The following is a 24,944-nucleotide window of genomic DNA, read 5'->3' as shown; positions in this document are numbered from 1 at the left end:
CAGGTTTCGGCGGCGTACGGTAGTGTGGTATTCAGGTAAATGCCCCTTAACCAGACCGCGTGCCGATGACCCATCGTCTCCAGCTCGATGACCCCGACCCGGGAGGGCTCGGTCTGCTCGAAGGGCTGGCGACGCCCCTGCTCCTGGTGGACCCGGCCGGGGCGGCGGTCTGGCTGAACGGCGCGGCCCGGGAGTTGATCGGCGGCGGCGACCCGGTGAGCGTCGCGCTGCCGGCCGGGGCCGAGCAGGCGCGGGTGACGCTGCGCCGGGGCGCCGCCGCGCTGGAGGTGGACGCCCGGATCTCGCCCGCCGGCACCGCGGGCGGGGCGCCGCTGGTCCTGGTCGAGGCGCTGCCCGACACGCCGGCGCGCCAGGAGGTGCTGCGGCTGACCGAGCAGCTGGTGGCGCTGTCCTACGCCTACCCCGACATGCGCTTCGAGCTGACGCGCGACGGCGCCATCCTCGACTTCGCCGCCGCCAGCCCGGCCGAGCTGAACGTGCCGGCCGAGCGCTTCCTCAACAGCCGGGTGCAGGACGTGCTGCCCGAGCCGGCCGGCGGTCTGGTCGCCGCCGCGCTCGACCGCCTCAACCAGGGCGAGGAGGTGGCGGGGGTGGACTTCGCGCTGCCCGGGCCGGATGGATCCCTGGCCGGCGAGCGCTGCTTCGAGGCGCGGCTGGTGGCGCTGATGGACGGAGCGCGGGTGCTGTGCAGCGTGCGCAACGTCACCGGGAAGGCGCGGGCCGAAAGGCAGGCGCTGCGCGCGCACGAGCTGCTGGTGGACGCCATCGAGAGCATCGCCGACGGCTTCGTGCTGTACGACGCCGACGACCGGCTGGTGCTGTGCAACGCCAAGTACCGCGAATTGTACGCGTTGAGCGAGGACCTGATCCGCCCCGGCACCAGCTTCGAGACCATCCTGGTCGAAGGGGCGCGGCGCGGCCAGTACGCGGTGCCGCCCGACGAGCTGGACGCCTGGCTGGCCGGGCGCATCGCCCGCCACCGCGCGCCCGGCCCGCCGTTCCAGCAGCGGATGGCCGACGGCCGCTGGCTGCGCGTCGAGGAGCGGCGCACCCGCGACGGCGGCACGGTGGGGCTGCGCAGCGACGTCAGCGATCTCAAGCAGCAGGAGGCCGACCTGTGCGCCGCCCGCGACGAGGCGGAGCGCGCCAACCGGCGCAAGTCCGACTACGTCCATCATCTGAGCCATGAGCTGCGCACGCCGCTCAACGCGGTGATGGGCTTCGCGCAGCTGATCGGCGACGAGCTGATGGGGCCGCTCGGCAACCCGCGCTACCGCGACCACGCCCGGCAGATCGCGTCGGCGGGGGAGTACATGCTGGACATGATCACCCGCCTGCTCGATCTCGCCAAGATCGAGGCCGGGCGGATGGAACTGCACGAGGAGCCGTGCGACCTCGGCCTGATCACCGACATGACCTTCGCCATGATGCAGGCGCCGGCCGGCGCGCGCGGCGTGGCGCTGGTCTGCGCGGTGCCGGAGGACACGCCGCCGGTGCGCGGCGATTTGTCGATGGTCCGCCAGATGCTGACCAACCTGGTGGGCAACGCCGTGAAGTTCTCGAAGAAGGGCGGCCGGGTGGCGGTGCGCGCGGAGCGGCTGCGGGACGGTGTCCTGGTGCTGAGCGTCGCCGACACCGGCATCGGCATGTCGGCCGGGCAACTGCCGCGGGCGCTGGACGCCTTCGGGCAGGTGCACGAGCGTGCGGTGTCTGCGGAACGGGGATCAGGGCTCGGGCTGCCGCTGACGCGGGCGCTGATCGAGCTGCACGGCGGGCGGTTCGAGATCGACAGCGCGCCGGGGGTGGGGACGACGGTGCGGCTGGTGTTTCCGGCGGGAAGAGTTTTGCCCCCACCCTGACCCTCCCCCGCTGGGCGGGGGAGGGAACTCCGCCGTCAACCGTCAAAGCCCTCCCCCGCCCAGCGGGGGAGGGTTGGGTGGGGGCAAAACGCACCCAAAGAAAAAGCCCCTCCCGAAGAACGGGAGGGGCCCAGTCATGCGGGACTGTTCGACCGCTCAGTAGCGGTAGTGGTCGGGCTTGTACGGGCCCTCGGCGGCGACGCCGATGTAGCTGGCCTGCTTCTCGGTCAGCGTGGTCAGCTTGGCGCCGATCTTGTCGAGGTGCAGGCGGGCGACCTTCTCGTCCAGGTGCTTCGGCAGCACGTAGACCTTGCGCTCGTAGTTGGCGGCGTTGTTCCACAGCTCGATCTGCGCCAGCACCTGGTTGGTGAAGGAGGCGCTCATCACGAAGCTCGGGTGGCCGGTGGCGCAGCCCAGGTTCACCAGGCGGCCCTTGGCCAGCACGATCAGGCGCTTGCCGTCGGGGAACACCACCTCGTCTACCTGCGGCTTCACCTCGTCCCACACCAGGTTCTTCAGCGAGTCGATCTGGATCTCGCTGTCGAAGTGGCCGATGTTGCAGACGATGGCGCGGTCCTTCATGGCGCGCATGTGGTCGAGCGTGATGACGTCGACGTTGCCGGTCGCCGTGACGAAGATGTCGCCGAGCGGCGCCGCCTCGTCCATGGTGATGACCTGATAGCCTTCCATGGCGGCCTGGAGGGCGTTGATCGGGTCGATCTCGGTGACCATCACGCGGGCACCCTGGCTGCGCAGCGAGGCGGCCGAGCCCTTGCCCACGTCGCCGTAGCCGGCGACCACGGCGACCTTGCCGGCCACCATCACGTCGGTGGCGCGCTTGATGCCGTCCACCAGCGACTCGCGGCAGCCGTACAGGTTGTCGAACTTCGACTTGGTGACGCTGTCGTTGACGTTGATGGCGGGGACGCGCAGCGTGCCGGCCTTCATCATCTCATACAGACGGTGCACGCCGGTGGTGGTCTCCTCCGACAGGCCGCGCACGTCGTTCAGCATCTCCGGATACTTGTCGTGCATGATCTGCGTGACGTCGCCGCCGTCGTCCAGGATCATGTTCGGGGTCCAGCCGTCCGGACCGCGCAGCGTCTGCTCGATGCACCACCAGAACTCCTCCTCCGTCTCGCCCTTCCAGGCGAAGACCGGGATGCCGGCGGCGGCGATGGCGCTCGCGGCGTGGTCCTGGGTCGAGAAGATGTTGCACGACGACCAGCGCACGGTGGCGCCCAGCGCGGTCAGCGTCTCGATCAGCACGGCGGTCTGGATCGTCATGTGCAGGCAGCCGACGATGCGGGCACCCTTCAGCGGCTTGGAATCGCCGTACTCGTCGCGCAGCGCCATCAGACCGGGCATCTCGGTCTCGGCGATCGTGATCTCCTTGCGACCCCACTCGGCGAGGCCGATATCCTTGACCTTGTAGTCCGTGAAGCTGGCGGCCATCGCGGCTGTCTCCTGCAAAAATCGTTCGGCGGGGGCGGAACGGACCCTCCCCTCATGGCGGCTCGTGTACCAGCCGCGCCCGTCGCATGCAAGCATAAAGATATCTTTATGTTTGTCAGCCAGCCTTTTCGGCCGATGCCCGTCCGGAGGGGGCGGGCGACGCGCCCGGAGAGGGGGCCGGACGGTTCAGCAGCATGCCGGCCAGCAGGCACGCCGCCCCCAGCGCCACCACGCCGGACGCGCCGATCAGGGCGGTGGCGAAGCTGCCGGTGCGCTCCACCGCGATGCCGGCGGGCAGGGGGCCGAGGATCTGGCCCAGGCCGTAGGCGGCGGTGAGCGCGCCCACCACCTTGGCCGAGGCGCCGCCGGAGAGCTGGCGGCCCAGCATGAAGGCCATCGACACGATGCCGACGAAGGTGCCGCCGAACAGCGCCGCCGAGGCGAAGCCGCCCACCGCGCCCAGCCCGGCCAGCGGCAGCACGATGCCCACCGCCTGCGCCAGATGCGCCGCGATCAGCGCCCGCCAGCCGCCGAGCTTCCGGCTCATCGCCGCCCAGAACAGGCCGGAGGGCACGGCGGCCAGCCCGGCGACGGTCCACGCCGCCTCGCCGATGGCGGCGGTGTCGGGCATGCGCTTCAGCAGCGCCACCAGGAAGGTGCCGGTGACGATGTAGCCCGCCCCCTCCAGGAAATAGGCGGCGGTGAGCAGCAGCAGCGGCGCCGACAGCCCGCCGGCTGCGGCCGCGGCGATCGCGGCGTGCTTCGGCGCGTGGTCCTGCACCCACAGCCAGACCGGCACCGCCATCGGCACGCACACGGCGCCCAGCGCCAGCCAGTCGCCGTCCCAGCCGAGCCGGCCGCCGAACAGCGCGACGAACAGGCCGGACCCGGCGATGCCGGCGCCCACGCCCATGTACATCCAGCCGGCGCGGGACTCCGCCCCCATCCGCACCAGCGCGTCCAGCACCATGGCGATGCCGAGGATGAACATGCCGGCGCTGGCGAGGCCGGAGAGGAAGCGCAGCACCGACCACGTCAGGAAATCGTCGGTCAGTCCCATCCCGGCGGTGGTGGCGACGCTGGCCACCAGCGCCGCGCGGAAGGTCCAGGTGCGCACCGCGCCGTGCGGCACCCAGCCGGCCGCCGCCGCGCCCAGGAAATAGCCGAGGTAGTTGAGCGAGGCGAGCAGCCCGGCGCCGTCGCCGCCCAGGCCGGTGGCCGACTGCATGGCCGGCAGGATCGGCGCGTAGGCGAAGCGGCCGATGCCCATCGCGATCACCAGAGTCAGCAACCCGCCCAGCAGCACCCGCGCCATCGTTCCGTTCCCAAATCGTTGGCCGACAGCATCGCGCGTGCCACCAATCGTCACCAATGAAATGTTCCGATGCCTCCTATCTCCCGGTGCGAACGCACGCGGAATTGCCCACGTTGTCGGCAGGGTTGCAGGCGGGGGGGCGGCGTGCTAGGCAACGCCAAGGAATTGCCGCTGTATCGCGACTCGGGAGCTTGCCGCGCGAACGGCGACGGAACAGGCGGGATCAGCGGAGAACAAAGCATGCCCTACGTCGTCACCGAAGCCTGCATCAAGTGCAAGTACACGGACTGCGTCGAGGTCTGCCCCGTGGATTGCTTCTACGAGGGCGAGAACATGCTCGTCATCCATCCGGATGAGTGCATCGACTGCGGCGTGTGCGAGCCGGAGTGCCCGGCCGAAGCCATCGTCCCCGACACCGACGGTGCCGCCGACAAGTGGATGGAGCTGAACCGCGAGTACGCGGCCAAGTGGCCCAACCTGACCCGCAAGAAGGACGCCCCGGCCGACGCCGACGCCATGAAGGGCGTCGACGGCAAGTTCGAGAAGTTCTTCAGCCCGAAGCCGGGCGGGGGGAACTGAGCCGTATCGACTCGCGAGTCGCGCCCGCGCATAAGTGCGGGCGCCTTTTGCTGCTCTGCAAAAAAATCGGGGCAGCCATGGCTCGGCAGCAAAAGAATCCGACGGGTTGGCTGCGCGTAACCTTTGTAACTCGGGCGTAACATCGGTATACTCGGCGCCCGGAAGCCGGCCCCTGCGCCATTGCCGGTGCTCCCTCAGACAAAGAGGCTCCTCGCCCCCATCGCAGCCGTGTCGGAATCCATTCCCGCGGCGAGGTGGTGGTGTCAGGGCCTTTTTCGCCCCTTCCACCGGGGCGGCAAAATGGCATGGTCGCGAGAGTGAGAGCCAACCAAGATGTCGAACAAGCTTGAGTTCGAGGCGGGTGACTTCGTGGTCTACCCGGCCCATGGCGTCGGTCGTGTCGAGGGGATTGAAACCCACGTCATCGCCGGCCAGGAGATTCAGCTTTACGCGATCACCTTCGAGAAAGAGCGCATGACGCTCAAGGTCCCGGTGACCAAGGCCAAGAACTCGGGCCTGCGCCGGCTGTCCACGAAGGACCGCATCAAGGTGGCCCTCGAGACCCTGCAGGGCCGCTCGCGCATCCGCCGCACCATGTGGAGCCGCCGCGCCCAGGAGTATGAGGCCAAGATCAACTCCGGCGACCCGGTCTCCATCGCCGAGGTGGTGCGCGACCTGTACCGCGGCACCGACCAGTCCGACCAGTCCTACAGCGAGCGCCAGATCTATCAGGCCGCGCTGGAGCGTCTGGCCCGCGAGCTGGCCGCCGTCGAGAAGATCGACGAGATGAAGGCCACCGAGCGGCTGGAGCAGGTCCTCAAGAAGGCCGCCTGATCCGGTGATTCCACGCGACGACGAGGGGCGGCTTCGGCCGCCCTTTTTCGTTGGGGCTTTTTCCGCGGTTGCGTCCGTTTGCCGCTTCCCCTGCCGGCCGTGCGCTGCTTACATGCGCCCATGATGGCCGAGACGCACAAGTTCGCCGACCTGGGACGCCCGCGCCGCATCTGGGCGATCGGGTCCGTGCACGCCCAGCTCGATCGCCTGCACGCCATCCACGAGGCCGTGTGGTCCCGCTTCCAGGCCGGTGACCGGCTGGTCTACCTGGGCAATCTGGTGGGCTGGGGCGCCCCGGGGCTGGAGACCATCGACGCGCTGCTGGCGTTCCGCCGTGCGCTGCTGTCGATCCGCGGCATGTTCCCGACCGACATCGTCTACCTGCGCGGCAGCCAGGAGGAGATGTGGCAGAAGCTGCTCCAGCTGCAGTTCGCGCCCAACCCGCGCGAGGTGCTGGACTGGATGATGCGCCAGGGTGTGGAGACGACGCTGGCGGCCTACGGCGGCTCGGCCGAGCAGGGCTTCGCCGCGGCGCGCGGCGGGGCGGTGTCGCTGGGGCGCTGGACGGCGGGGCTGCGGGCGACGATGCAGGCGCGGCCCGGTCACGCCACGCTGTTCAACGCGGTGCGCCGCGCCGCCTACACCGGCACCCCCGACGCGCCCCAGCCGGGCGGCGTGCTGTTCGTCAACGCCGGCATCGACCCGTCCCGGCCTTTCGGGCATCAGGGCGACAGCTTCTGGTGGGCGGGCGGCGCCTTCGCGCGGCTGGACCAGCCCTATGGCGGTTTCCACCGGGTGGTGCGCGGCTACGACCCGGCCAGGCAGGGCGTGCAGGTGACCGATGTCACCGCCACGCTGGACGCCGGCTGCGGATTCGGCGGGCCGCTGGTCTGTGGTGCCTTCACCCACACCGGAGACGTCCTGGAGATGTTCCAGGCCTGATTTGCGCTCAATTCATAAGACGCATGGCAGCCATGCTCTGGCCTTGCCGGCGCACGAATATGGCCTAGCTTTGCGCTCGGACATTCGGAATCCGCCACTCCGCCCGGTTGGGGGGTGGACGGCGACGGAGGTCGTACTTTTTCGTCACGCACCTGTGATCCACCATCCCCGTTCTGTTCGTATAGGAACGTAACAGGGCGGGTACCCGGCTGTTGTGCAAACCGTCGGGCTCCCTAAACGGAGCGGCATTCATACAAATTCCCCGAAGAGGGAGCCGCCGGGACGGAGGGAAGGGATACGGGATGGCGTACATCGACGATCCGGAAACTCAAAAGGCCAATCTGAGCTTCATCAAGGCCTCGATGCGCGAGCCTTTGCTCACGCGCGACCATGAGTTCGACCTTGCCCGCCAGTGGCGCGAGAAGGGCAACGAACGGGCCTTGCACGAGCTGGTGCGCGCCTACACCAGGCTGGTGGTGGCGACCGCCGCCCGCTTCCGCAACTACGGCCTGCCGATGGGCGACCTGGTGCAGGAAGGCAACGTCGGCCTGATGCAGGCGGCCAGCCGCTTCGAACCGGACCGCGAGGTTCGCTTCTCCACCTACGCCGCGTGGTGGATCCGCTCCGCCATGCAGGACTACATCCTGCGCAACTGGTCCATCGTGCGCACCGGCACGACGGCCGCGCAGAAGTCGCTGTTCTTCAACCTGCGGCGCCTGCGCGCCCGCATCGAGAACGCCAACGCCGGCTCCGGCCTGACCCGCGAGGGCCGCGAGTGGATCGCCACCGAGCTGCAGGTCGACGTGACCGAGGTGGAGTCCATGGAGATGCGCCTCGCCGCCACCGACCAGTCGCTGAACGCGCCGGTCGCCGACGGCTCCGACGACGACTGGCAGGACTTCCTGGCCGACCAGCGGCCGAGCCCGGAAGAGGTCGTCATCGGCATGCGCGACTCCCGCACCCGCACGGCGTGGCTGGCCGACGCGCTGGGCGAGCTGTCTCCGCGCGAGCGCACCATCATCCAGGAGCGCCGCCTGCGCGAGGAAGGCGCCACCCTGGAGGAGCTCGGCCGCGAGCTGGGCGTCAGCAAGGAGCGCGTGCGCCAGCTGGAGCACCGCGCGCTGCTGAAGCTGCGCCAGTCGATGCTGAAGCGGGTCGAGGGGTACGAGGATCTGCTGGTGGAGGCTTAAAGGCCCTCTCCCGCCCCGGGAGAGGGAGGGGCCCACGCGAAGCGTGGGAGGGTGAGGGGTGACACAAGGATCCTCGCACAACCCTCACCCGGCCGCTGCGCGGCCACCCTCTCCCGGGACGGGAGAGGGTTATCTTGTCGGCTCCGTCGCCCGGTACCAGTTCGTCGGCGCCCTCCCGCTTCCCACCACCGGCCGGTTCAGCGCCACCATCCGGTCCTCCGTACCGAGGTCCGGCCGGCTGGCGACCTGTTCCGGCGTCAGGCCGCCGTTCAGCACGATGGCGTTCTGCGGCGCCGAGATGCGCCCCTCGTTCACGCCCACCGCCACGTGCCGGCGCACCATGCTCATCGGCGCGCCGACGCCGACGATGATCTGCGCCGGCCGGCCATCCGTTCCCAGCACCACGTCGTCGACCTGCCCGACATCGCGGCCGGTGGATGACAGCACCTCGCGCCCCTGCAGCTCCAACGGCGTCAGGGTGGCGACCGGCTGCGGGTTCATCACCTCATAGCCGCCGCTGGCGCAGGCGGCCAGAGGCAGCAGGGCGGCCAGGGGAAGCAGGGCGGGAAGCAGGCGGCGCATCGGCGGGCCTCCGGGTTCGGCGTCTCACGGCCAGTGAGGGTAGGGGCGCGCCGGAGTCCGCCCATACCCATCCCAGGCTACCCCAGCGCGGGTTCCTCGGCCGGCAGAGTCAGGCGCCAGACCTCCATGGTGCCGGCCCGGCCGCGCAGGCGGTGCGGCCCCAGGCTTTCCAGCGGCGCGGCGCCGGCGCCGGCCCGGGCGGTGGCGGCGCTGGCCAGCACGCTGATCTCGTCCTCGCCCTGCACGCGCGACGCCAGTTCCTCGACGCGGGCGGTGACGTTCACCGTGTCGCCGACGATGGTGTAGTTGATGCGGCTGGCCGAGCCGATGTTGCCCACCACCACCGGGCCGGAGTGCAGGCCGATGCTGACGCGGATCGGCGGCTGGCCGCGGGCCGCGCGCTCCCGGTTGTCGGCGCGGATGGCGCGGGCGATGGCGTGCGCGGCGCGCAGCGCGCGGGCGGCGTGGTCGGCCTGCTCGTCCGGGGCGCCCCAGAACGCCATGATGGAATCGCCGATGAACTTGTCCACCGTGCCGTCCTCCGCCTCGATGCAGGCGGCGACCTGGGTGAAGTGGTCGTTGAGCAGCGCCGCCGTGTCCGCCGCGCCCAGGTGCTCGGCCAGGCGCGAGAAGCCGCGGATGTCGGTGAACAGCACCGTCACCACCCGCTCCTCCGAGGTCAGGCCGGCCGCCGTGGTGTCGCGCCGGTGCATCAGCCGCAGCACCAGCGCCTTCGGCACGTAGGTCTCGAACCATTGCAGCCCGGCGACCATGGCGTTGAAGGCGTTCGCGGCGCGGCTCAGTTCCTGGAGGCGCGAGTCCGGCAGATCCTGCACGTTGCGGAAGTCGAAGGCGCGCACCCGGTCGGCGGCTTCGGCCAGCCGGCCGACCTGCCGGCTGATGCGCCGCCCCACCAGCAGCGCCACCGCCACCGACACCAGCAGGATGCCCAGCCCGATGATGCCGGTCTTGTACAGCCGCTCCACCTCGCCGCCCATCTGCGCCGCCGGCACGGCGATGCCGACCGTCCATTCCTGGCGGCCGTAGCCGGTCATCGCGCGGGTGAGGAACAGCATGTCCTCGCCGCCGACGCGGACCATGCGGCCCTCGGCGCGGTTCTTCATGGCGCCGGCCGGCTGGCCGCGGGTGCGCAGCGCCGACAGCGCCGGATCCTGCAACTGGTCCAGGCGCGGCAGCGGCGGCCCGTCGGTCTTGGCCGAAAAGTCGAACTTCAGCACCGCCAGCGACGGGTGGGCCAGCACGTGCTCGCCGTCGTACAGGACGAAGGCGTTGACGCCCTGCTCGACGTAGAGGTTCGACAGGAAGCGCGACAGGTCGCCGAGCGACACCCCCACCGCCACCTGTCCGAGGTAGCGGCCGTCCTTGCGCACGGGGTGGAACAGGCTGATGAAGCTGGTGCGGGACTCCTTGTTCCACAGCGGCTCGGCCCATTGCGGGGTGCTGCGGTCGGCGCCGCTGAACACCTCGGCCGGGACGTCGGGGGCCCCCTGCAGGTTCAGCCCGTGCACCGTCAGCGCGCCGTCCTGCCGGCCGGCGCGCACGCCGGTCAGGTCGGCGGCGATGAAGGCGGCGCCGGTGACGTCCGGCGCGCCGGCCAGCGCGCCGCGCAGCGTGTCCGCCAGCCGGCTGGTGTCGGCGGGGTCCAACTCGCCGCGTTCGATCAGGCGGGCGACGAACTTCGCCATGGCGGCGGCGGGGTCGAGCTGGTGGCGCACCCGCACCTCGACGCCGGCCAGCGCCAGGTCGGCCTTGTCGGCGAGCAGCGCGAAGGTGTTGCGCCCGGCGCTGACCAGCCCGAGCACCAGTACGCTCGCCACCGCCGCCAGCATCAGCGAGCCGAAGCCGGCCACCAGCACCGCCGCAATGGGCAGGCGCAGCCGGCGGCGCGGGCGCGCGCTGGTGACGGGGGAATCGGCGGAGTCGGCCATGGCCGGCAAGGTATCCGCGCAATTTCGCCGGGGCAATGGCGGATGGCCGGATTCGTTGGAATGTCACCTCGGCGTTGCGACGCTCGGACGCAACCGTTGGGTGAGGCAGCCTGTATGAAATGTCCGATTGCAATGCTAAACCGAATCGCCATGACCGCGACCCCCGCCATCGAGATCCTGCCCTTCGACCCGCCGAACGCGCCGTCCGAGCAGTGGACCGGCCTGCACACCTTCCGCCGCGTCCGGCACGCCGAATCCTTCCCCGAGGATCCGCTGCTGGCCGACGCCGAATACGAGGCGATGGAGCGCAAGCCCAGCCGGTTCGGCCGGCGCGTCGCCTGGATGGCGCGGGTGGACGGGCGGGTGGTCGGTATGCTGAGCACCTTCGTCGCCGACACCACTGTGCCGGGCATGGCGGTCGTGGAGCGGCACCTCGCCGCCGGCGGGGGCGTGATGAAGAATTGGCGCCGCCACGGTGTCGGCACCCGGCTGCTTGCCGAACTGCACGGCCTGATGGTCGCCAACGGCAAGGCGACGGCGACCCTGACTGCGGAGGAGCCGGACGGCCATGCCTTCCTGCGCCACCTTGGTGCCGGAGAGAAGGTGCGGAACGTCGACAACCGGCTGGCGCTGGACGCCGTCGATTGGGAAATGGTCGAGCGCTGGCACGCCGCCCTGCGCGCGGTGCCCGGCCTTACCCGGACCATCCACGCCGGGCGGGTCCCGGCGGCGGAGTTCGAGGGCATCCTGCCGGCCATCAACGCCCTGATCCGCGACGTCCCGCGCGACCGGCTCGATTTTCCCATCGTCGAGAACGACATGCGCATGATCGAGGAGTGGTACCGCGACCTCGACGTCGTGCAGGGCCAGCATCACCTGGTGCTGCTGCGCGACGCCGCGGGAGCGGTGGCCGGCGTCAGCGACGTCGTGTGGCGGCCGGGCGCTCCGGACCGCACCTTCCAGGTCTTCACCGGGGTGCGCCGCGACCTGCGTGGCCTGGGCCTCGGCAAGGGGCTGAAGGCCGCCGTGCTGCGCCATGTCCGCAGCACCCTGCCGACGGTCCAGCTGATGCTGACCGGCAACGCCGAGGCCAACGCGCCGATGCTGGCGATCAACGCGCGGCTCGGCTACGCCGTTCACAAGGTGCTGGTCACCTATCAGATCGGCGTCGATGCGCTGGGTGCCGCTACTGGACGATCACCTTGACCACCGGCCGCGCCTGCACCGGGGTGCCGGGCGGGAGGTCGTTGATGATGCGGAACAGCTCCTCGGCGTAGGGTTGCCCCGGCATGCGGGCGACGAAGCCCTCCACCGTGTCGCCGGGGCGCACCGGCAGGGTGCGGATGCGCTCCGGCCGGTAGCCCGCCGCCTCGCGCTGGGACAGGCGGTGGAAGCTCCGCGCCGTCTGCTCGAAGGCCGGATCGTGGCGCTGCAGGCTGCCGGCGGGGGCGATGAAGGTGAACTTGTAGAGCGTGTCGTTGCCGACCGACACCACCACCAGCCGGGCGTCCACTTGTCCCTGCTCGGTCTCCGCCTGGGTGACCGCGGTGGCGGCGGGCAGGCCGTTGATGTCCAGCCGCTGCACCGCCTGCGTCCGGCTGCCTTGCAGCGCCTGCGCCAGGAACGACGCGGGGTCGCGCGCCGCGGGCGAGCGGCCGCCGTCGAACAGCATGATGGCGCCGTTGGGCCCCTTGGCTGCCACCTGCTCGGCGCCGTTCAGCAGGCTGAAGCCCTGCGGCACGGTGAAGCCGATCCCGAGGCCCGGGTGCACGAAGGCGTTGCCGCGAACGAAGCCGTTCTCCGGGCTGTCGCCCCAGATGGCGTTCTCCATGGCGGCCATGTAGGGCTCGACCGGGCGGGCGCCGCGCGGCGCCTTGCGCGCCAAGTCGGCGGCGTGCCGCACGCGCTCCTCGGTCTGCGGGTGGCTGGCCATCATGTCGAAGCCTTCGCTTTTCTTCTTGCCGCTCTTCAGCGCCTCGTACTGGCTGTAGCGGTTCATGGTCTCCAGGAAGGTCGCCATCGCCATCGGGTCGTAGCCGGCGGCCTGGAGGAGGCGGACGCCGACCTCGTCGGCTTCGGTCTCCTGCCCGCGCGAGTAGCTAGCGATGTAGAGGTTGGAGCCCATGCCCAGCACCTGCGCGATCTCCGGGCTGCCGAGCACCGCGCCCACCCCCATCGCCAGCAGTTCGGCGAGGGTGGAGCGGTTCACGCGCTCGGTGGAGTGGTGCTCCAGCACGTGGCCCATCTCGTGCGCCATGACGCCGGCGACCTCCGCCTCGTCCTTGGCGAGCGCCATCAGGCCGCGCGTCAGGTGGACGTAGCCGCCGGGCAGCGCGAAGGCGTTGACCACGTCGCTGTCCAGCACGGTGAACGACCAGGGCACGTTCGTCCCCGCCGCCTGCGCCAGACGGCGGCCGACGGACTGGACGAAGGCGTTGAGCCTGGGGTCGCGGTACTCGCCGCCGTACTGCTGGACCAGCTTCGGGTGCTCCTGCGCGCCCAGCGCCTCCTCCTGTGATTGAGCGGGAGCGGGGCCGATCCACGCGAAGAGGGAAGCGGCGGCCAGGAAACTCACGATCCGGTTGCGGAGGGACGGCATGGCGGGCATACCCTGAAGGGTGACTTCCAACCACGGTGAACCGCGCCGCGCCGCGGATTGTTCCGCCCATGCTTGTCCGACTCCTCGTGGTGCTCTCCGCCCTGCTGCTGCTGGCCGCCGCGCCGGCCGACCGGCTGGCGTCGGTCGGGCGCGGGCGCGTGGCGGCGGTGCCGGACGGCGATACGCTCGACCTCGACGACGGCCGGCGCGTGCGGCTTGCGGGCATTGAGGCCGCCAAGCCGCCGCCGGGCCGCGAGCAGGAGCGGCGCTGGCCGCTGGCCGACGGGGCGACGCGGACGCTCAGGGATCTGGCGCAGGGGCGCACGGTCGAGCTGCGCGGTGCCGGGGTGGAGGACCGCTATGGCCGGCTGCTGGTCCACGCGGTGCGCGAGGACGGGCTGTGGCTGCAGGGCGAGCTGTTGAAACGTGGCCATGCCCGCGTGCTGACCCGGCCGGACGCCCGGGACCTCGCGCCCGAGATGCTGGTCCTCGAGGCCGAGGCGCGCGCGGCGAAGCGCGGGGTCTGGGGCACGCGGGTCTACGCGGTGCGGAGCGCCGACGACCTCGACCGGCTGCGGCGCGACCGCGACAGCGTGCAGCTGGTCGAGGGACGGGTGCTGAAGGCCAGCAAGGTGAAGGGGCAGGTCTACCTGAACTTCGGCGAGGACTGGCGCAGCGACGTTTCGGTGCACGTCGGGCGCGACGCGCTGAAGCTGTTCGCGCGGGCCGGGCTGGACCCGCTGACGCTGGAAGGGGCGATCGTTCGTGTGCGAGGATGGGTCTCGCAACGCAACGGGCCGATGATCGAGGCGACGCACCCGGAGCAGGTGGAGGTGGTGGAGGCCGCTGGCCCCCACCCTGACCCTTCCCTGCTCTCGGCGGATCCGAAGGATCCGCCTGCCGCATCAGCGCAAGCGAAGCTTGCGCGAGAGCTTCGCAGGGGAGGGAACTCCGCCGCTCTACCCCCTCCCCTGCGAAGCGGGGGAGGGATGGGGTGGGGGCAACAGCAAGACGACGCTGAATCCAACGAGGAGGACACCGAATGATCGCACGCGTGCTGGCCGTCCTGCTGACTCTGCTGGCTCTCCCCGCGGCGGCGGAGCCGGCGCTGACCGTGGCCGTCGGCGGTGCCGAGCGCGTGTACACGCCCTCCACCCTGCTGGCCCGCCCGGACGTGGTGACCATCGCCGTGCCGAAGGACGCCTCCTACGGCGGCGCCATGACCTACCGGGCGGTGCCGCTGCGGGCGCTGGTGCCGATGGACGCGCTGCCGCGCGACGGGGTGCTGGAGGCGGTGGCGTCCGACGGCTTCGTCGCCCACCTGCCGAGCACGCTGCTGGCGCAGACCGCGGGCGCCGAACCCTACGTCGCCGTCGAGCCGCCGGAAGCGCTGTGGCCGCCGCTGCCGGGCAAGGGCATGTCGGCCGGGCCGTTCTACGTGGTGTGGCTGAAGCCGGAGGCGTCCGGCATCTCGGCCGAGCAGTGGCCCTACCAACTGGCCCGTCTGCTCAGCGCCGATTCGCCGCTGGCGCGCTGGCCGGCGCTGGGCGTGGCGGAGACGCTGCCGGCCGACGACCCGGCGCGCGCGGGCCAGGCGCTGTTCCTCGCCAACTGCCTGCCGTGTCACACGCTGAACGGCGGGGGTGGGGCCAACGTCGGGCCGGACCTCAACCGGCCGATGAACCCGACCGAGTATCTGAAGCCCGACGCGCTCAAGCGCCTGATCCGCGACCCGGCTTCGGTGCGCAGCTGGCCGGAGCAGCGCATGCCCGCCTTCGCCGAGGCGGCGTTGAGCGACGCCGACCTCGACCGGCTCGTCGCCTACCTCGGGCACATGGCGGGGCGGAAGGGGAAATAGCTCAGGAGGCGCCGGTCACCGGGCGCACCGCCGGGGCGGTCTCGCGCATCAGCAGGCGTGGGCTCCCGAAGGGGGCCAGCCGCTCCATGAAGTCCAGCATCTCCAGCATCGGCGAGGCGCGGAAGAACTGCGTCACCGGCAGGTCCATCCACAGCCGGTCGGCGTGCGCGTAGACCTCGAACGGGCTGTCGCCGACGCCGTTGCCGTCGCGGTCGAAGCCCTCGTAGGTGTCCCAGTGGTTGCCGGCCCACTCGTGCCGCAGGGCGGAGCCGCCGCCCTCCACCGCCACCGCGCCGAAGTTGCCGAGAAAGTCGTTGCCGCGGATGCGGTTGCCCTCGCCGTCGCTGTGGAAGCGCACGGCGACGCCGTTGTAGGCGACTCGATTGCCCTCGATGGTGTTGGGCGACTCCGGGTCGTTGGGCGAGACGTCGATGTACAGTCCGGTGGCGTTGGCCAGTACCTCGTTGCCGGTGACCGTGATGGCGTCCGACTCCTTCAGCCCGATGCCGATGCCCCCGATCCCGCCCCCGGGCGCCGCGCCGCTGCGCGCGATGCGGTTGCCGCGGATCTGGATGCCCTCGCTGTGGATGGCGAAGATGCCGACCATGTTGCGCTCCAGCACGTTGCGCTCCGCCACGTTGCGCTTGGCGTGCATGAAGCGCAGGCCGTAGCGCGCGCCGGTCGACCGGTTGCCGACGATGCGGTTGTCGTTGGAGTACCAGACCGAGAGGTCGCGCGTGCCGACCGCGACGTTGTCCTGCACGACGTTGTCCATGCTGTACCACAGCCGGATGGCGTCGCCGCGCTCCGCCGGGTCGTCGTCGCGGGCGTCGAAGCGGTTGCGGCGGACCACCGAATGGTCGGCCTGCTGCAGGTTCACCCCGAACAGGCAGTCCTCGAAGACGTTGTCCTTGACGATGTGGTAGCGCCCACGCACCAGGATTCCGGAATCCAGCAGGTCCTGATGCCGGCCGGAATTGACGACGCGCAGGTTCTGCACGGTGACGCCGGTGCCCTCCAGGCTCAGCACCGTCCCGCTGCCACCGCCGTCCAGCGTCGCGCCGCCGCCGCCGTCCAGCGTCATCGGGCGGGCGATCACCGCCGGGCCGGCGTAGGTGCCGGGCTCCAGCACCAGGGTGCCGCCGAGCGGCGTGGCGTCGATCAGCGGCTGCAGCGGGCGCGGCGCCGCCTGCGCCGTGCCGGCGAGGAGGAGGGCGAGCAGAAGGGGGAGAATGCGCGTCGTCATGCGCGCATTCTTCTCCCCGGGCGTTCGGCGGAGCAAGAGACCTCTGCGTGCGAATGGTGCACTCCGCCCAAACGTCTTGGCGGGGCGGGTATGCACGCCCTACACTCCCTGGCCCGATCACAGGACCCGTTCATGCCGCGCAGCGAGCTTTTCCCGCCCATCGATCCCTACGCCACCGGCCGCATGGCGGTGGACGACATCCACACCGTCTATTGGGAGCAGTGCGGCAACCCGCGGGGCGTGCCGGTGGTGTTCCTGCACGGCGGGCCGGGCGCGGGGGCGTCGCCGACGCACCGGCGCTTCTTCGACCCGCAGCACTACCGCATCCTCATCATGGACCAGCGCGGCGCCGGCCGTTCGACTCCGCTGGGCGAGGTGCGGCGCAACGACACCGACCTGCTGATCGAGGACCTGGAGAGGCTGCGCCACCACTTAGGGATCGAGCGCTGGCACCTGTTCGGCGGTTCCTGGGGATCGACGCTGGCACTGGCGTACGCGCAGGCGCATCCGGAGCGCTGCCTGGGCCTGATGCTGCGCGGCATCTTCCTGATGCGCCGGCAGGAGATCGACTGGTTCCTCTACCACATGAAGGTGATCTTCCCCGAGGCGTGGCAGTCCTTCGTCAACCACATCCCGCCGGCCGAGCGCGACGACCTGCTGGAGGCCTACTGGCGCCGCCTGGACGCCCGCGAGCCGGCGGTGCGCATGGCCGCGGCACGGGCCTGGAGCATCTATGAGGGCGCCTGCTCCTCGCTGCTGCCGTCGCCGGAGCTGATCGCGGCGAGCGGCGAGGACAACCACGCGCTGGGCCTCGCGCGCATCGAGGCGCACTATTTTCGCGCCAACCGCTTCACGCCGGAGGACCGGCTGCTGCGCGACCTGCCGCGCATCCGCCATTTGCCGGCGGTGATCGTGCAGGGCCGCTACGACATCGTCTGCCCGATCACCTCGGCCGACGAACTGCACCGCGCGTGGCCCGAGGCCGACTACCGCATCGTCGCCGACGCCGGGCATTCCGCCATGGAACCGGGCATCCGCGCCGCGCTGGTGCAGGCGACGGAACGCTTCAAGGACGTGTGGTAGGCGGACTGGGCGCCGAGGCGTTGGGCGCAGCAGGCGACGGACTCGGCGGCGAGGGGCTCATGGCCGAGCACCGCCCTTGCCGATGTGCATCCCAACGCCCCCGGTCGTTCCAGCGGGTATCCGCCGTCAACGGCAGGCCGCTTCGAGGGGCGCACTGTCGTTGCACCACTCCACAAAACGTTGAATATTTCCGTCGCGCAAGATCATTGCATGCTGTGTGGTGAGTTCGGCCGTCTTCCCAGTGCGCCTGTTGCGCGCGCTTGCCGCGATGCTGACAACCACCAAATCGCCGTTGGCGATCATCTGCTGGACCTCGTACCGGGTGATGAGCCAGTCCTGAGCTATGGTGTGGAAGAAGCGTCGCACCTCTTCGGCCCCGTGAAAGGTGCCGGCGAACGGCTTGGCAGTGGGAGCGTCGAGCGCCGATATCCATTCGACGTCCCCGGCCAGACGGTCGAAGATGGGCTCGATTTCACCTTTGACGTAGCCGTCATACAGAGTCCTGAGCCACGCGATATCGGGCGACGACATGACAAACCCTCCGGTTAGGAACATGGCGACGCGGCAGCCGGTGTCCGGCCGCCACCGGTGGAGCGTGGCGCATTCCGGTTGTGTGCACCAGGACTTTGATATCCCGCATCCGGTGATGCGGTCGGTGCTTGCAAGGTTCCATTGATCTGGTTTTGCGCGAATTGCGGCCACCAGTGGAACCGCTGATGGCCTTGGTGCCTTCGGGCTCTCACCAGGACGTGGTCGGGGGGAGGCATCCGGTCCATGCGCGATCCCCGTCCTCGCACGCCGGAAACAGACTCATGACTGCCATTTCCCGCCACCGCTTCCCCTTGCGTCGGTCGGAGCGGGCGCGTATAACGCGCGCTCCACATGGCGGCGAGGCCGGGCTGTGCGCCCGGGGCATGCCCAACCGCCATCCGTTCGAACCCTTAAACCAAGGATCGAAAATGCCCAAGCTGAAGACCAAGAGCGGCGCCAAGAAGCGCTTCAAGGTGACCGCCACCGGCAAGGTGCGCGCGCAGGCCGCCTACAAGCGCCACTGCCTGACGGCCAAGGGCCCGAAGATGAAGCGCAAGGCGCGCGGCATGATGACGCTGTGCGAGGCCAACGGCCGCACGGTGATCAAGAACTGGCTGCGCAACGCCTGATCGGAAGGACCTGACCTATGGCTCGTGTTAAGCGCGGCGTCACCACCCACGCCCGTCACCGCAAGATCCTGAAGCTCGCCAAGGGCTACCGGGGTCGCAACTCCACCAATTTCCGCATCGCGATCGAGAAGGTCGAGAAGGCGCTCCGCTACGCCTACCGCGACCGCCGCAACAAGAAGCGCGATTTCCGCGGCCTGTGGATCCAGCGCATCAACGCCGGTGTCCGCCAGTACGGCCTGACCTACTCGCGCTTCATCAACGGCATCAAGCTCGCCGGCATCGAGATGGACCGCAAGGTGCTGTCCGACCTCGCTGCGCGCGAGCCGGAGGCGTTTAAGGCCCTGGTCGACCGGGCCCAGGCCGCTCTCTCCGCCAAGGCCGCCTGATCCGCCTTCAGCGGATCACCGCGCCTCACAGACAAGGGGAGCCGGGCCTACGGGCCGGCTCCCCTTTTTGCTTCTCTCGGGGTTACTCATGCCGGACGCGCTGAAGAACGAACTGCTGCAGCTGGTCACCGATGCGCCCGACCTCGCCGCGCTGGAAGAGGTGCGGGTCGCGGCGCTGGGCAAGAAGGGCCGCGTCACCGGCCTGATGAAGGAGCTGGGCGGCCTGTCGCCGGACGAGCGCCGCGAGCGCGGCGCCGCGCTGAACCTGCTGAAGGACGAGATCGCCGCCGCCATCGACGCGCGCAAGGCCGACCTCAACACGGCGCACCTGAAGGCCAGGCTGGAGGCCGAGCGCATCGACGTGACGCTGCCGGTGCGCCCGGAGGTCGAGGGCCGCATCCACCCGATCAGCCAGACGATCGATGAGATCGTGGCGATCTTCGCCGAGATGGGCTTCACCGTCGCCGATGGCCCGGACGTCGAGGACGACTTCCACAATTTTACGGCGCTGAACTTCCCGCCCGGCCACCCGGCGCGCGACATGCACGACACCTTCTATCTCCCCGACGCGGGGGACAAGAAGATGCTGCTGCGCACGCACACCTCGCCGGTGCAGGTGCGCACGATGCTGTCCAAGAAGCCGCCGATCCGCGTCATCATCCCCGGCCGCACCTTCCGGTCAGACTACGACATGACCCACACCCCCATGTTCCACCAGGTGGAGGGGCTGGTCATCGACGAGACGACCAACATGGGGCACCTGAAGGGCTGCCTGATCGATTTCTGCCGCGCCTTCTTCGACGTGGACGACCTGCCGCTGCGTTTCCGCCCGAGCTTCTTCCCCTTCACCGAGCCGTCGGCCGAGGTGGACATCGGCTGCTCGCGCAAGGGCGGGGAACTCAAGCTCGGCAACTTCGGCGACTGGCTGGAGATCCTCGGCTGCGGCATGGTGCACCCGAACGTGCTGGAGGCCTGCGGCGTCGATTCCACGCGCTACCAGGGCTTCGCCTTCGGCATGGGCATCGAGCGCATCGCCATGCTGAAGTACGGCATCCCCGACCTGCGCACCTTCTTCGAGGCCGACCTGCGCTGGCTGAAGCACTACGGCTTCGTGCCGCTCGACGTGCCGTCGCTCGCCTCTGGCCTGACCCGCTGATCCAGGAGCCGGACCCATGAAGTTCACCCTGTCCTGGCTGAAGGACCACCTCGACACCGACGCCCCGCTGGAGCGCATCGTCGAGACGCTGACCAGCCTCGGCCTCGAGGTCGAAAGCGTGCATGACCGTTCCAAGGAACTGGCGGCCTTCCGCATCGCCCACGTGGTCTCCGCCGAGAAGCACCCGGACGCCGACAAGCTGCGCGTGCTGGTGGTCGACACCGGCACCGAGAAGGTGCAGGTCGTCTGCGGCGCCCCCAACGCGCGCGCCGGCCTGAAGGGCGTCTTCGCCACCGAGGGCACCTACATCCCCGGCTCCGACATCACGCTGAAGAAGGGCATGATCCGCGGCGTCGAGTCCCAGGGCATGATGTGCTCGGAGCGCGAATTGAAGCTCTCCGACGAGCACAACGGCATCATCGATCTGCCGGAGGACGCGCCCGTGGGCGCCTCCTTCGCCGAGTATGCCGGGCTCAACGACCCGGTCATCGACATCAGCCTGACCCCCGACCGTGCCGACTGCGCCGGCGTGCGCGGCATCGCCCGCGACCTCGCCGCCGCCGGCCTGGGCACGCTGAAGCCGCTCGCCGCCGAGCCGGTCAAGGGCGCCTTCAAGAGCCCGTTCGGCGTGCAGATCGAGCGCACCGACGCCTGCCCGATGTTCGTCGGCCGGTACATCCGCGGCGTGAAGAACGGCCCGTCGCCGAAGTGGCTGCAGGACAAGCTGCTGGCCATCGGGCTGCGGCCGATCTCGGCGCTGGTGGACATCACCAACTACCTGACCTTCGACGCCGCCCGCCCGCTGCACGTCTTCGACGCCGACAAGGTGCACGGCGGAATCGTCGTGCGCATGGCCCGCCCGGGCGAAACGCTCCAGGCGCTCAACGGCAAGGCGTACGAGCTGGACGGCGAGATGACCGTCGTCGCCGACCATGACAAGGCCGAGGCGCTGGCCGGCATCGTCGGCGGCGAGGAGACCGGCTGCACCGAGGCGACGGTGAACGTCTTCCTGGAAGCCGCGCTGTTCGACGCGACGCGCACCGCGCACACCGGCCGCCGCCTGGGCGCGGAGAGCGATGCCCGCTACCGCTTCGAGCGCGGCGTCGATCCGGCCGCCGTGGTGACGGGCGCCGAGCGCGCCACCCGCCTGATCCTCGAACTGTGCGGCGGCGAGCCGTCGGAGCTGGTGATCGCCGGGCAGGAACCGGCGTGGCGTCGCACGCTGACCCTGCGCCACGGCCGCGTGCTCGGTCTGGGCGGCGTCGACGTGCCGGTCGCCGAGCAGCACCGCATCCTGGAGGCGCTGGGCTTCCGCACCGTGGAGAGCCAGGCCGACCGTGCCACCTATGAGGTGCCGTCCTGGCGCGCCGACGTGCACGGCGAGGCCGACCTCGTCGAGGAGGTGCTGCGCGTCCACGGCTACGACGCCATCCCGGCGACGCCGATGGAGCGCGACGGCACTGTGGCGAAGCCGGCACTGACTGCCGGCCAGCGCCGCGCCGTCACCGCCAGGCGCACCCTGGCGGCGCGCGGCCTGTTCGAGGCGGTGACGTGGTCCTTCATGCCGTCCGAGGTGGCCGGGCTGTTCGGCGATCTCGATCCGGGGCTGCGGCTGGTCAACCCGATCAGCGCCGACCTCGACGTCATGCGGCCGTCGATCCTGCCGAACCTGATCCAGGCGGCGGGGCGCAACGCCGACCGCGGCTTCCCCGACGTCGGCCTGTTCGAGGTCGGTCCGGCCTACCGCGACCCGACGCCGAAGGGGCAGGACCTCGTGGCGGCCGGCGTGCGCGCCGGCAACGCGGTGCCGCGCCATTGGGCGGAGAAGACCCGCACCGTGGACGCCTACGACGCCAAGGCCGACGCGCTGGCCGTCCTGGAAGCCGCCGGGGCGCCGACCGCCAACCTGCAGGTCACCACCGACGCGCCGGGCTGGTATCACCCCGGCCGCTCCGGCGTCCTGCGGCTCGGCCCCACGGTGCTGGCGCGCTTCGGCGAGCTGCACCCGTCGGTGCTGGAGACGCTGAAGGTGAAGGGCCCGGCGGTCGGCTTCGAGGTGTTCCTCGATGCCGTGCCGCAGCCCAAGAAGAAGGGCGGGACGGCCAAGCCGCTGCTCCAGCTCTCGCCGTTCCAGCCGGTCGAGCGCGACTTCGCCTTCGTGGTGGACGCCGGTGTCGAGGCCGACAAGATCGCCCGCGCCGCCAAGGGTGCGGACAAGGCGCTGATCAAGGACGTCGGCGTGTTCGATGTCTACCAGGGCGCCGGCGTCGGCGAGGGGCGGAAGTCGGTGGCGGTGTCGGTCACCCTGCAGCCCACCGACCGTACGCTGACCGAGGAGGACATCGAGGCCATCGGCCAGAAGATCGTCGCCGCGGTCGCCAAGGCGACGGGGGGCAGCTTGCGCGCCTGATGCAGGATCACGGACGCCGGCCTGCACCGGCGTCTGTGGCCCGCATTGGTCGTACTGTGTTCCCGCATATGCAGTTTTGCCGAGTTGAGACGTCGCCGCCGCTCCGATAAAGCGGAAGAGTGGCCGTCGGTGTTGTGTTGCTGCGCGCGGCCTTTTTGTGGGGTTTCGGCTGTATTTTGCGCGGATCCGCGGTTTTTTATTTGCCCTGTTTTGACAGGGTTGATCGGCGTAGAAGGGCGATGCTCTGGGAACGGTTGGGATGAACAAGGCATGACCGCATCGGAAGCGCAAGGCCGGCTGATCGTGGTCGTCGATGACGACCCGTCGATCGTCGAAGGCTTGGCGATGGTCCTGGAGGCCTGGGACTTCCAGGTGTTCACGGCGCTGACCGTGGACGATCTGGCGCGCCGCCTGGCCGACATGCCGGGAGCGCCCGGGCTGGTGCTCGCCGACCACTTCCTGCCCGGGAACCGCACCGGTGCGGAGGTGGTCGAGCTGGTGCGCGGCCATGTCGGCCGCCCGGTGCCGGCCATCATCCTGACCGGCGACACCACCCCCGAGCGTCAGGCCGAGGCCGCCGCGGCGGGCTACCGCCTGCTGCACAAGCCGGTGCAGGTGCCGGCGCTGCGCGCGGCGGTGGAAGAACTGTTCAAGAGCTGAGCTAGACCCGCGCCACCTCGTCGGCCACGGCGAGGAACGCGTCGACCACGGTGGGGTCGAAGCGGAGGCCGCTGCCCTGCCGGATCTCCGCCACCGCCGCCGCGTGGCTGAGCGCCGGGCGGTGCGGGCGGGGCGAGGTCATGGCGTCGTAGGCGTCGGCCACCGCGGCGATGCGCGCCGCCAGCGGGATGGCGTCGCCCTTCAGGCGGTCCGGATAGCCGGTGCCATCCCAGTTCTCGTGGTGGTAGCGGGCGATCTCCATGCCCAGATGCAGGTAGGTGCGGCTCTCCGCCACCGGCGTCGCACGCTCCAGCAGCTTGCCGCCGGCCAGCGTGTGGGCGCGCATGGCCTCGTGCTCGTGGGGCTCCAGCGGGCCGGGCTTGCCGAGGATTTCCGGGTCGACCGTGGCGTTGCCGACGTCGTGCATGACGCAGGCGAGGCCCACTGTCTCCAGGAACGATTCGTCCAGCAGGGCGCGGTGGTGGCCGTCGGCGTGCAGGCGGCGGGCGACGCGCTCCGCCACCACGGCGATGCGCAGCGTCGGCTCGACCCGCTCGCCGTGGCCGCGCTCGGCGAGGTTGGCGAGCAGGGCCAGCGTGCCCTCCTGCGCCCGGCGCAGCTGCTCGTAGAGGAACAGGTTGTCGAAGCCGACCGAGATCTTGCCGCAGAACAGCTCGATCAGGTCGCGGTCCAGTTCGGACAGCGGCCGGTCGGAGCGCAGGTAGACGACGTTCTCGCGGTCGTTCGGCGTGCGGATGTAGAGCGTGCAGTGGTCCGGTTCGTAGGAGTGCCGCCGCTTCTCCAGGCAGGCCAGCACGGACGCCAGCACGCCCGGATCGATGTGCTCGGTCGCCGGTTCGTTGATCAGCGATTCGAAGCGGCCGGAGCCGGCCAGCACGTACAGCCCGTCCTCCGTGCGGCCGAACACCCGGCCGCGCTGCACGCACAGGATGGCGTCGGGCCCGACGCCGAGGATGGCCGAGAGCTGCGTCAGCACGCCGGCGGCGAACAGCTTCATCGAGCGCGCCTTGAACAGCGACGACGACGCCTCGATGATCTTGACCAGGCCGCGCCGGTTGGTCTCGATCGCCATGATGTCTTCGTAGGAGCGCAGCGCCGCCACCGTGGTGGTGAACAGCTGCTGCGCGGTCAGCTGCGTCTTGGCCTTGTAGTCGTTGATGTCGTAGTCGAGGATCACCGCCCGCTCCGGCGCCTGTCCGGGCTGGCCGGTGCGCAGGATGATGCGCACATGGCGGTTCTTCAGCTCCTCGCGGATGTGGTGGACCAGCTTGAGGCCGGCGTCGTCGGTCTCCATCACCACGTCGAGCAGGATGATGGCGATGTCGTCCTCGCGCGCCAGCACCTCGCGCGCCTCGGCCGCGGAGTAGGCGGAGAGGAACTGCGCCGGGCGGCTCTTGTACGAGAAGTCGGCCAGGACGAGCTTGGTGATCGAGTGGACCTCCGGCTCGTCATCGACGATCAGCATCTTCCAGCGGGGCGACGAGGTCGGCGACGGGGGCTCGGACTTCGTGTCCTGCTCATCGAAAAACAGCAGATCGTCGTCGGCGCTGGTCATGACGGAGGCTCTCTCCGGTCCGTGTTGCAGGGCACACTAGCACGGCATGCGGCGCGTTCCTACGCCGCATACCCACACACTTTG

Annotated in this window: 22 protein-coding genes; 14 read left to right on the top strand and 8 right to left on the bottom strand. The window is 70.2% G+C overall.

Annotation, left to right across the window (positions count from 1 at the left end):
• Positions 1–65 precede the first annotated feature (65 nt).
• Entirely contained in the window at positions 66–1,880 is a 1,815-nt protein-coding gene (locus tag TSO221_RS36300; protein ID WP_247877929.1) for a PAS domain-containing hybrid sensor histidine kinase/response regulator, read from the top strand.
• Between the two features lie 156 nt (positions 1,881–2,036).
• Here the strand turns inward: TSO221_RS36300 and ahcY are convergent, their stop codons facing one another.
• Together ahcY and TSO221_RS06005 are read right to left on the bottom strand one after the other, a co-directional pair.
• On the bottom strand, positions 2,037–3,335 hold the full coding sequence (ahcY, locus tag TSO221_RS06010; protein ID WP_109117574.1) for an adenosylhomocysteinase: 1,299 nt from the start codon (positions 3,333–3,335) through the stop codon (positions 2,037–2,039).
• Positions 3,336–3,450: 115 nt separating this feature from the next.
• Positions 3,451–4,650: a YbfB/YjiJ family MFS transporter gene (locus TSO221_RS06005; protein WP_109117573.1), complete on the bottom strand. Its 1,200-nt coding sequence runs from the start codon at positions 4,648–4,650 to the stop codon at positions 3,451–3,453.
• Positions 4,651–4,890: 240 nt separating this feature from the next.
• On the opposite strand from TSO221_RS06005, the gene fdxA reads away from it, so the two are divergent.
• From fdxA to TSO221_RS05985, 4 genes are all read left to right on the top strand, one after another.
• Positions 4,891–5,229 (top strand): ferredoxin FdxA, encoded by a 339-nt coding sequence (gene fdxA, locus TSO221_RS06000; RefSeq protein WP_109117572.1) that lies wholly within the window; start codon positions 4,891–4,893, stop codon positions 5,227–5,229.
• Positions 5,230–5,562: 333 nt separating this feature from the next.
• The gene (locus TSO221_RS05995) at positions 5,563–6,063 is read left to right on the top strand and encodes a CarD family transcriptional regulator (RefSeq protein WP_109117571.1); all 501 of its coding nucleotides are present in this window, start codon (positions 5,563–5,565) and stop codon (positions 6,061–6,063) included.
• A gap of 120 nt (positions 6,064–6,183) precedes the next feature.
• A complete protein-coding gene (locus TSO221_RS05990; protein WP_348770253.1) occupies positions 6,184–7,005 on the top strand; it encodes a hypothetical protein in 822 nt (273 codons plus the stop codon).
• Between the two features lie 302 nt (positions 7,006–7,307).
• Complete coding sequence (locus TSO221_RS05985; RefSeq protein ID WP_109117570.1) at positions 7,308–8,195, top strand: RNA polymerase factor sigma-32; 888 nt, start codon at positions 7,308–7,310, stop codon at positions 8,193–8,195.
• A gap of 129 nt (positions 8,196–8,324) precedes the next feature.
• Here TSO221_RS05985 and TSO221_RS05980 read toward each other — a convergent pair whose 3' ends face one another.
• Positions 8,325–8,777, bottom strand: a complete 453-nt coding sequence (locus tag TSO221_RS05980; RefSeq protein WP_109117569.1) for a PRC-barrel domain-containing protein — start codon at positions 8,775–8,777, stop codon at positions 8,325–8,327.
• 77 nt (positions 8,778–8,854) lie between these two features.
• Positions 8,855–10,726: an adenylate/guanylate cyclase domain-containing protein gene (locus TSO221_RS05975; protein ID WP_109117568.1), complete on the bottom strand. Its 1,872-nt coding sequence runs from the start codon at positions 10,724–10,726 to the stop codon at positions 8,855–8,857.
• Positions 10,727–10,876: 150 nt separating this feature from the next.
• Here TSO221_RS05975 and TSO221_RS05970 point away from each other — a divergent pair, with 150 nt between their 5' ends.
• A complete protein-coding gene (locus TSO221_RS05970; RefSeq protein ID WP_158284004.1) occupies positions 10,877–11,932 on the top strand; it encodes a GNAT family N-acetyltransferase in 1,056 nt (351 codons plus the stop codon).
• On the opposite strand, the gene TSO221_RS05965 is transcribed toward TSO221_RS05970, so the two are convergent.
• Positions 11,913–13,325, bottom strand: coding sequence for a M48 family metalloprotease (locus TSO221_RS05965; RefSeq protein WP_247877928.1), 1,413 nt, complete (start codon positions 13,323–13,325; stop codon positions 11,913–11,915). The genes TSO221_RS05970 and TSO221_RS05965 overlap by 20 nt on opposite strands.
• Before the next feature lie 68 nt (positions 13,326–13,393).
• Between TSO221_RS05965 and TSO221_RS05960 the strand changes: the two genes are divergently transcribed.
• Together TSO221_RS05960 and TSO221_RS05955 are read left to right on the top strand one after the other, a co-directional pair.
• The gene (locus TSO221_RS05960; RefSeq protein WP_109117565.1) at positions 13,394–14,371 is read left to right on the top strand and encodes a thermonuclease family protein; all 978 of its coding nucleotides are present in this window, start codon (positions 13,394–13,396) and stop codon (positions 14,369–14,371) included.
• Entirely contained in the window at positions 14,368–15,183 is an 816-nt protein-coding gene (locus tag TSO221_RS05955; protein WP_109117564.1) for a cytochrome c, read from the top strand. Before TSO221_RS05960 ends, TSO221_RS05955 begins: the two co-directional genes overlap by 4 nt.
• Position 15,184: 1 nt before the next feature.
• On the opposite strand, the gene nosD is transcribed toward TSO221_RS05955, so the two are convergent.
• A complete protein-coding gene (gene nosD / locus TSO221_RS05950) occupies positions 15,185–16,429 on the bottom strand; it encodes a nitrous oxide reductase family maturation protein NosD (protein WP_109117563.1) in 1,245 nt (414 codons plus the stop codon).
• A 132-nt stretch (positions 16,430–16,561) separates the two neighbouring features.
• On the opposite strand from nosD, the gene pip reads away from it, so the two are divergent.
• On the top strand, positions 16,562–17,512 hold the full coding sequence (gene pip, locus TSO221_RS05945) for a prolyl aminopeptidase (RefSeq protein WP_109117562.1): 951 nt from the start codon (positions 16,562–16,564) through the stop codon (positions 17,510–17,512).
• 126 nt (positions 17,513–17,638) lie between these two features.
• On the opposite strand, the gene TSO221_RS05940 is transcribed toward pip, so the two are convergent.
• The gene (locus TSO221_RS05940; RefSeq protein WP_158284003.1) at positions 17,639–18,043 is read right to left on the bottom strand and encodes a nuclear transport factor 2 family protein; all 405 of its coding nucleotides are present in this window, start codon (positions 18,041–18,043) and stop codon (positions 17,639–17,641) included.
• 428 nt (positions 18,044–18,471) lie between these two features.
• Here TSO221_RS05940 and rpmI point away from each other — a divergent pair, with 428 nt between their 5' ends.
• The 5 genes from rpmI (at position 18,472) to TSO221_RS05915 (ending at position 23,284) form a co-directional block, all read left to right on the top strand.
• Positions 18,472–18,672: a 50S ribosomal protein L35 gene (gene rpmI / locus TSO221_RS05935; RefSeq protein ID WP_109117560.1), complete on the top strand. Its 201-nt coding sequence runs from the start codon at positions 18,472–18,474 to the stop codon at positions 18,670–18,672.
• Positions 18,673–18,689: 17 nt separating this feature from the next.
• On the top strand, positions 18,690–19,058 hold the full coding sequence (gene rplT, locus TSO221_RS05930) for a 50S ribosomal protein L20 (RefSeq protein ID WP_109117559.1): 369 nt from the start codon (positions 18,690–18,692) through the stop codon (positions 19,056–19,058).
• A gap of 88 nt (positions 19,059–19,146) precedes the next feature.
• Positions 19,147–20,214: a phenylalanine--tRNA ligase subunit alpha gene (gene pheS / locus TSO221_RS05925; protein ID WP_109117558.1), complete on the top strand. Its 1,068-nt coding sequence runs from the start codon at positions 19,147–19,149 to the stop codon at positions 20,212–20,214.
• Positions 20,215–20,230: 16 nt separating this feature from the next.
• Entirely contained in the window at positions 20,231–22,624 is a 2,394-nt protein-coding gene (pheT, locus tag TSO221_RS05920) for a phenylalanine--tRNA ligase subunit beta (RefSeq protein WP_109117557.1), read from the top strand.
• A gap of 270 nt (positions 22,625–22,894) precedes the next feature.
• Positions 22,895–23,284 (top strand): response regulator, encoded by a 390-nt coding sequence (locus tag TSO221_RS05915; RefSeq protein WP_109117556.1) that lies wholly within the window; start codon positions 22,895–22,897, stop codon positions 23,282–23,284.
• Between the two features lies 1 nt (position 23,285).
• Here the strand turns inward: TSO221_RS05915 and TSO221_RS05910 are convergent, their stop codons facing one another.
• The gene (locus TSO221_RS05910; protein ID WP_109117555.1) at positions 23,286–24,860 is read right to left on the bottom strand and encodes a DUF3369 domain-containing protein; all 1,575 of its coding nucleotides are present in this window, start codon (positions 24,858–24,860) and stop codon (positions 23,286–23,288) included.
• Between the last annotated feature and the right edge of the window lie 84 nt (positions 24,861–24,944).

The organism is Azospirillum sp. TSO22-1 (assembly GCF_003116015.1).
GTDB lineage: Bacteria > Pseudomonadota > Alphaproteobacteria > Azospirillales > Azospirillaceae > Azospirillum.
This window is presented reverse-complemented; position numbering and strand designations above follow the sequence as displayed.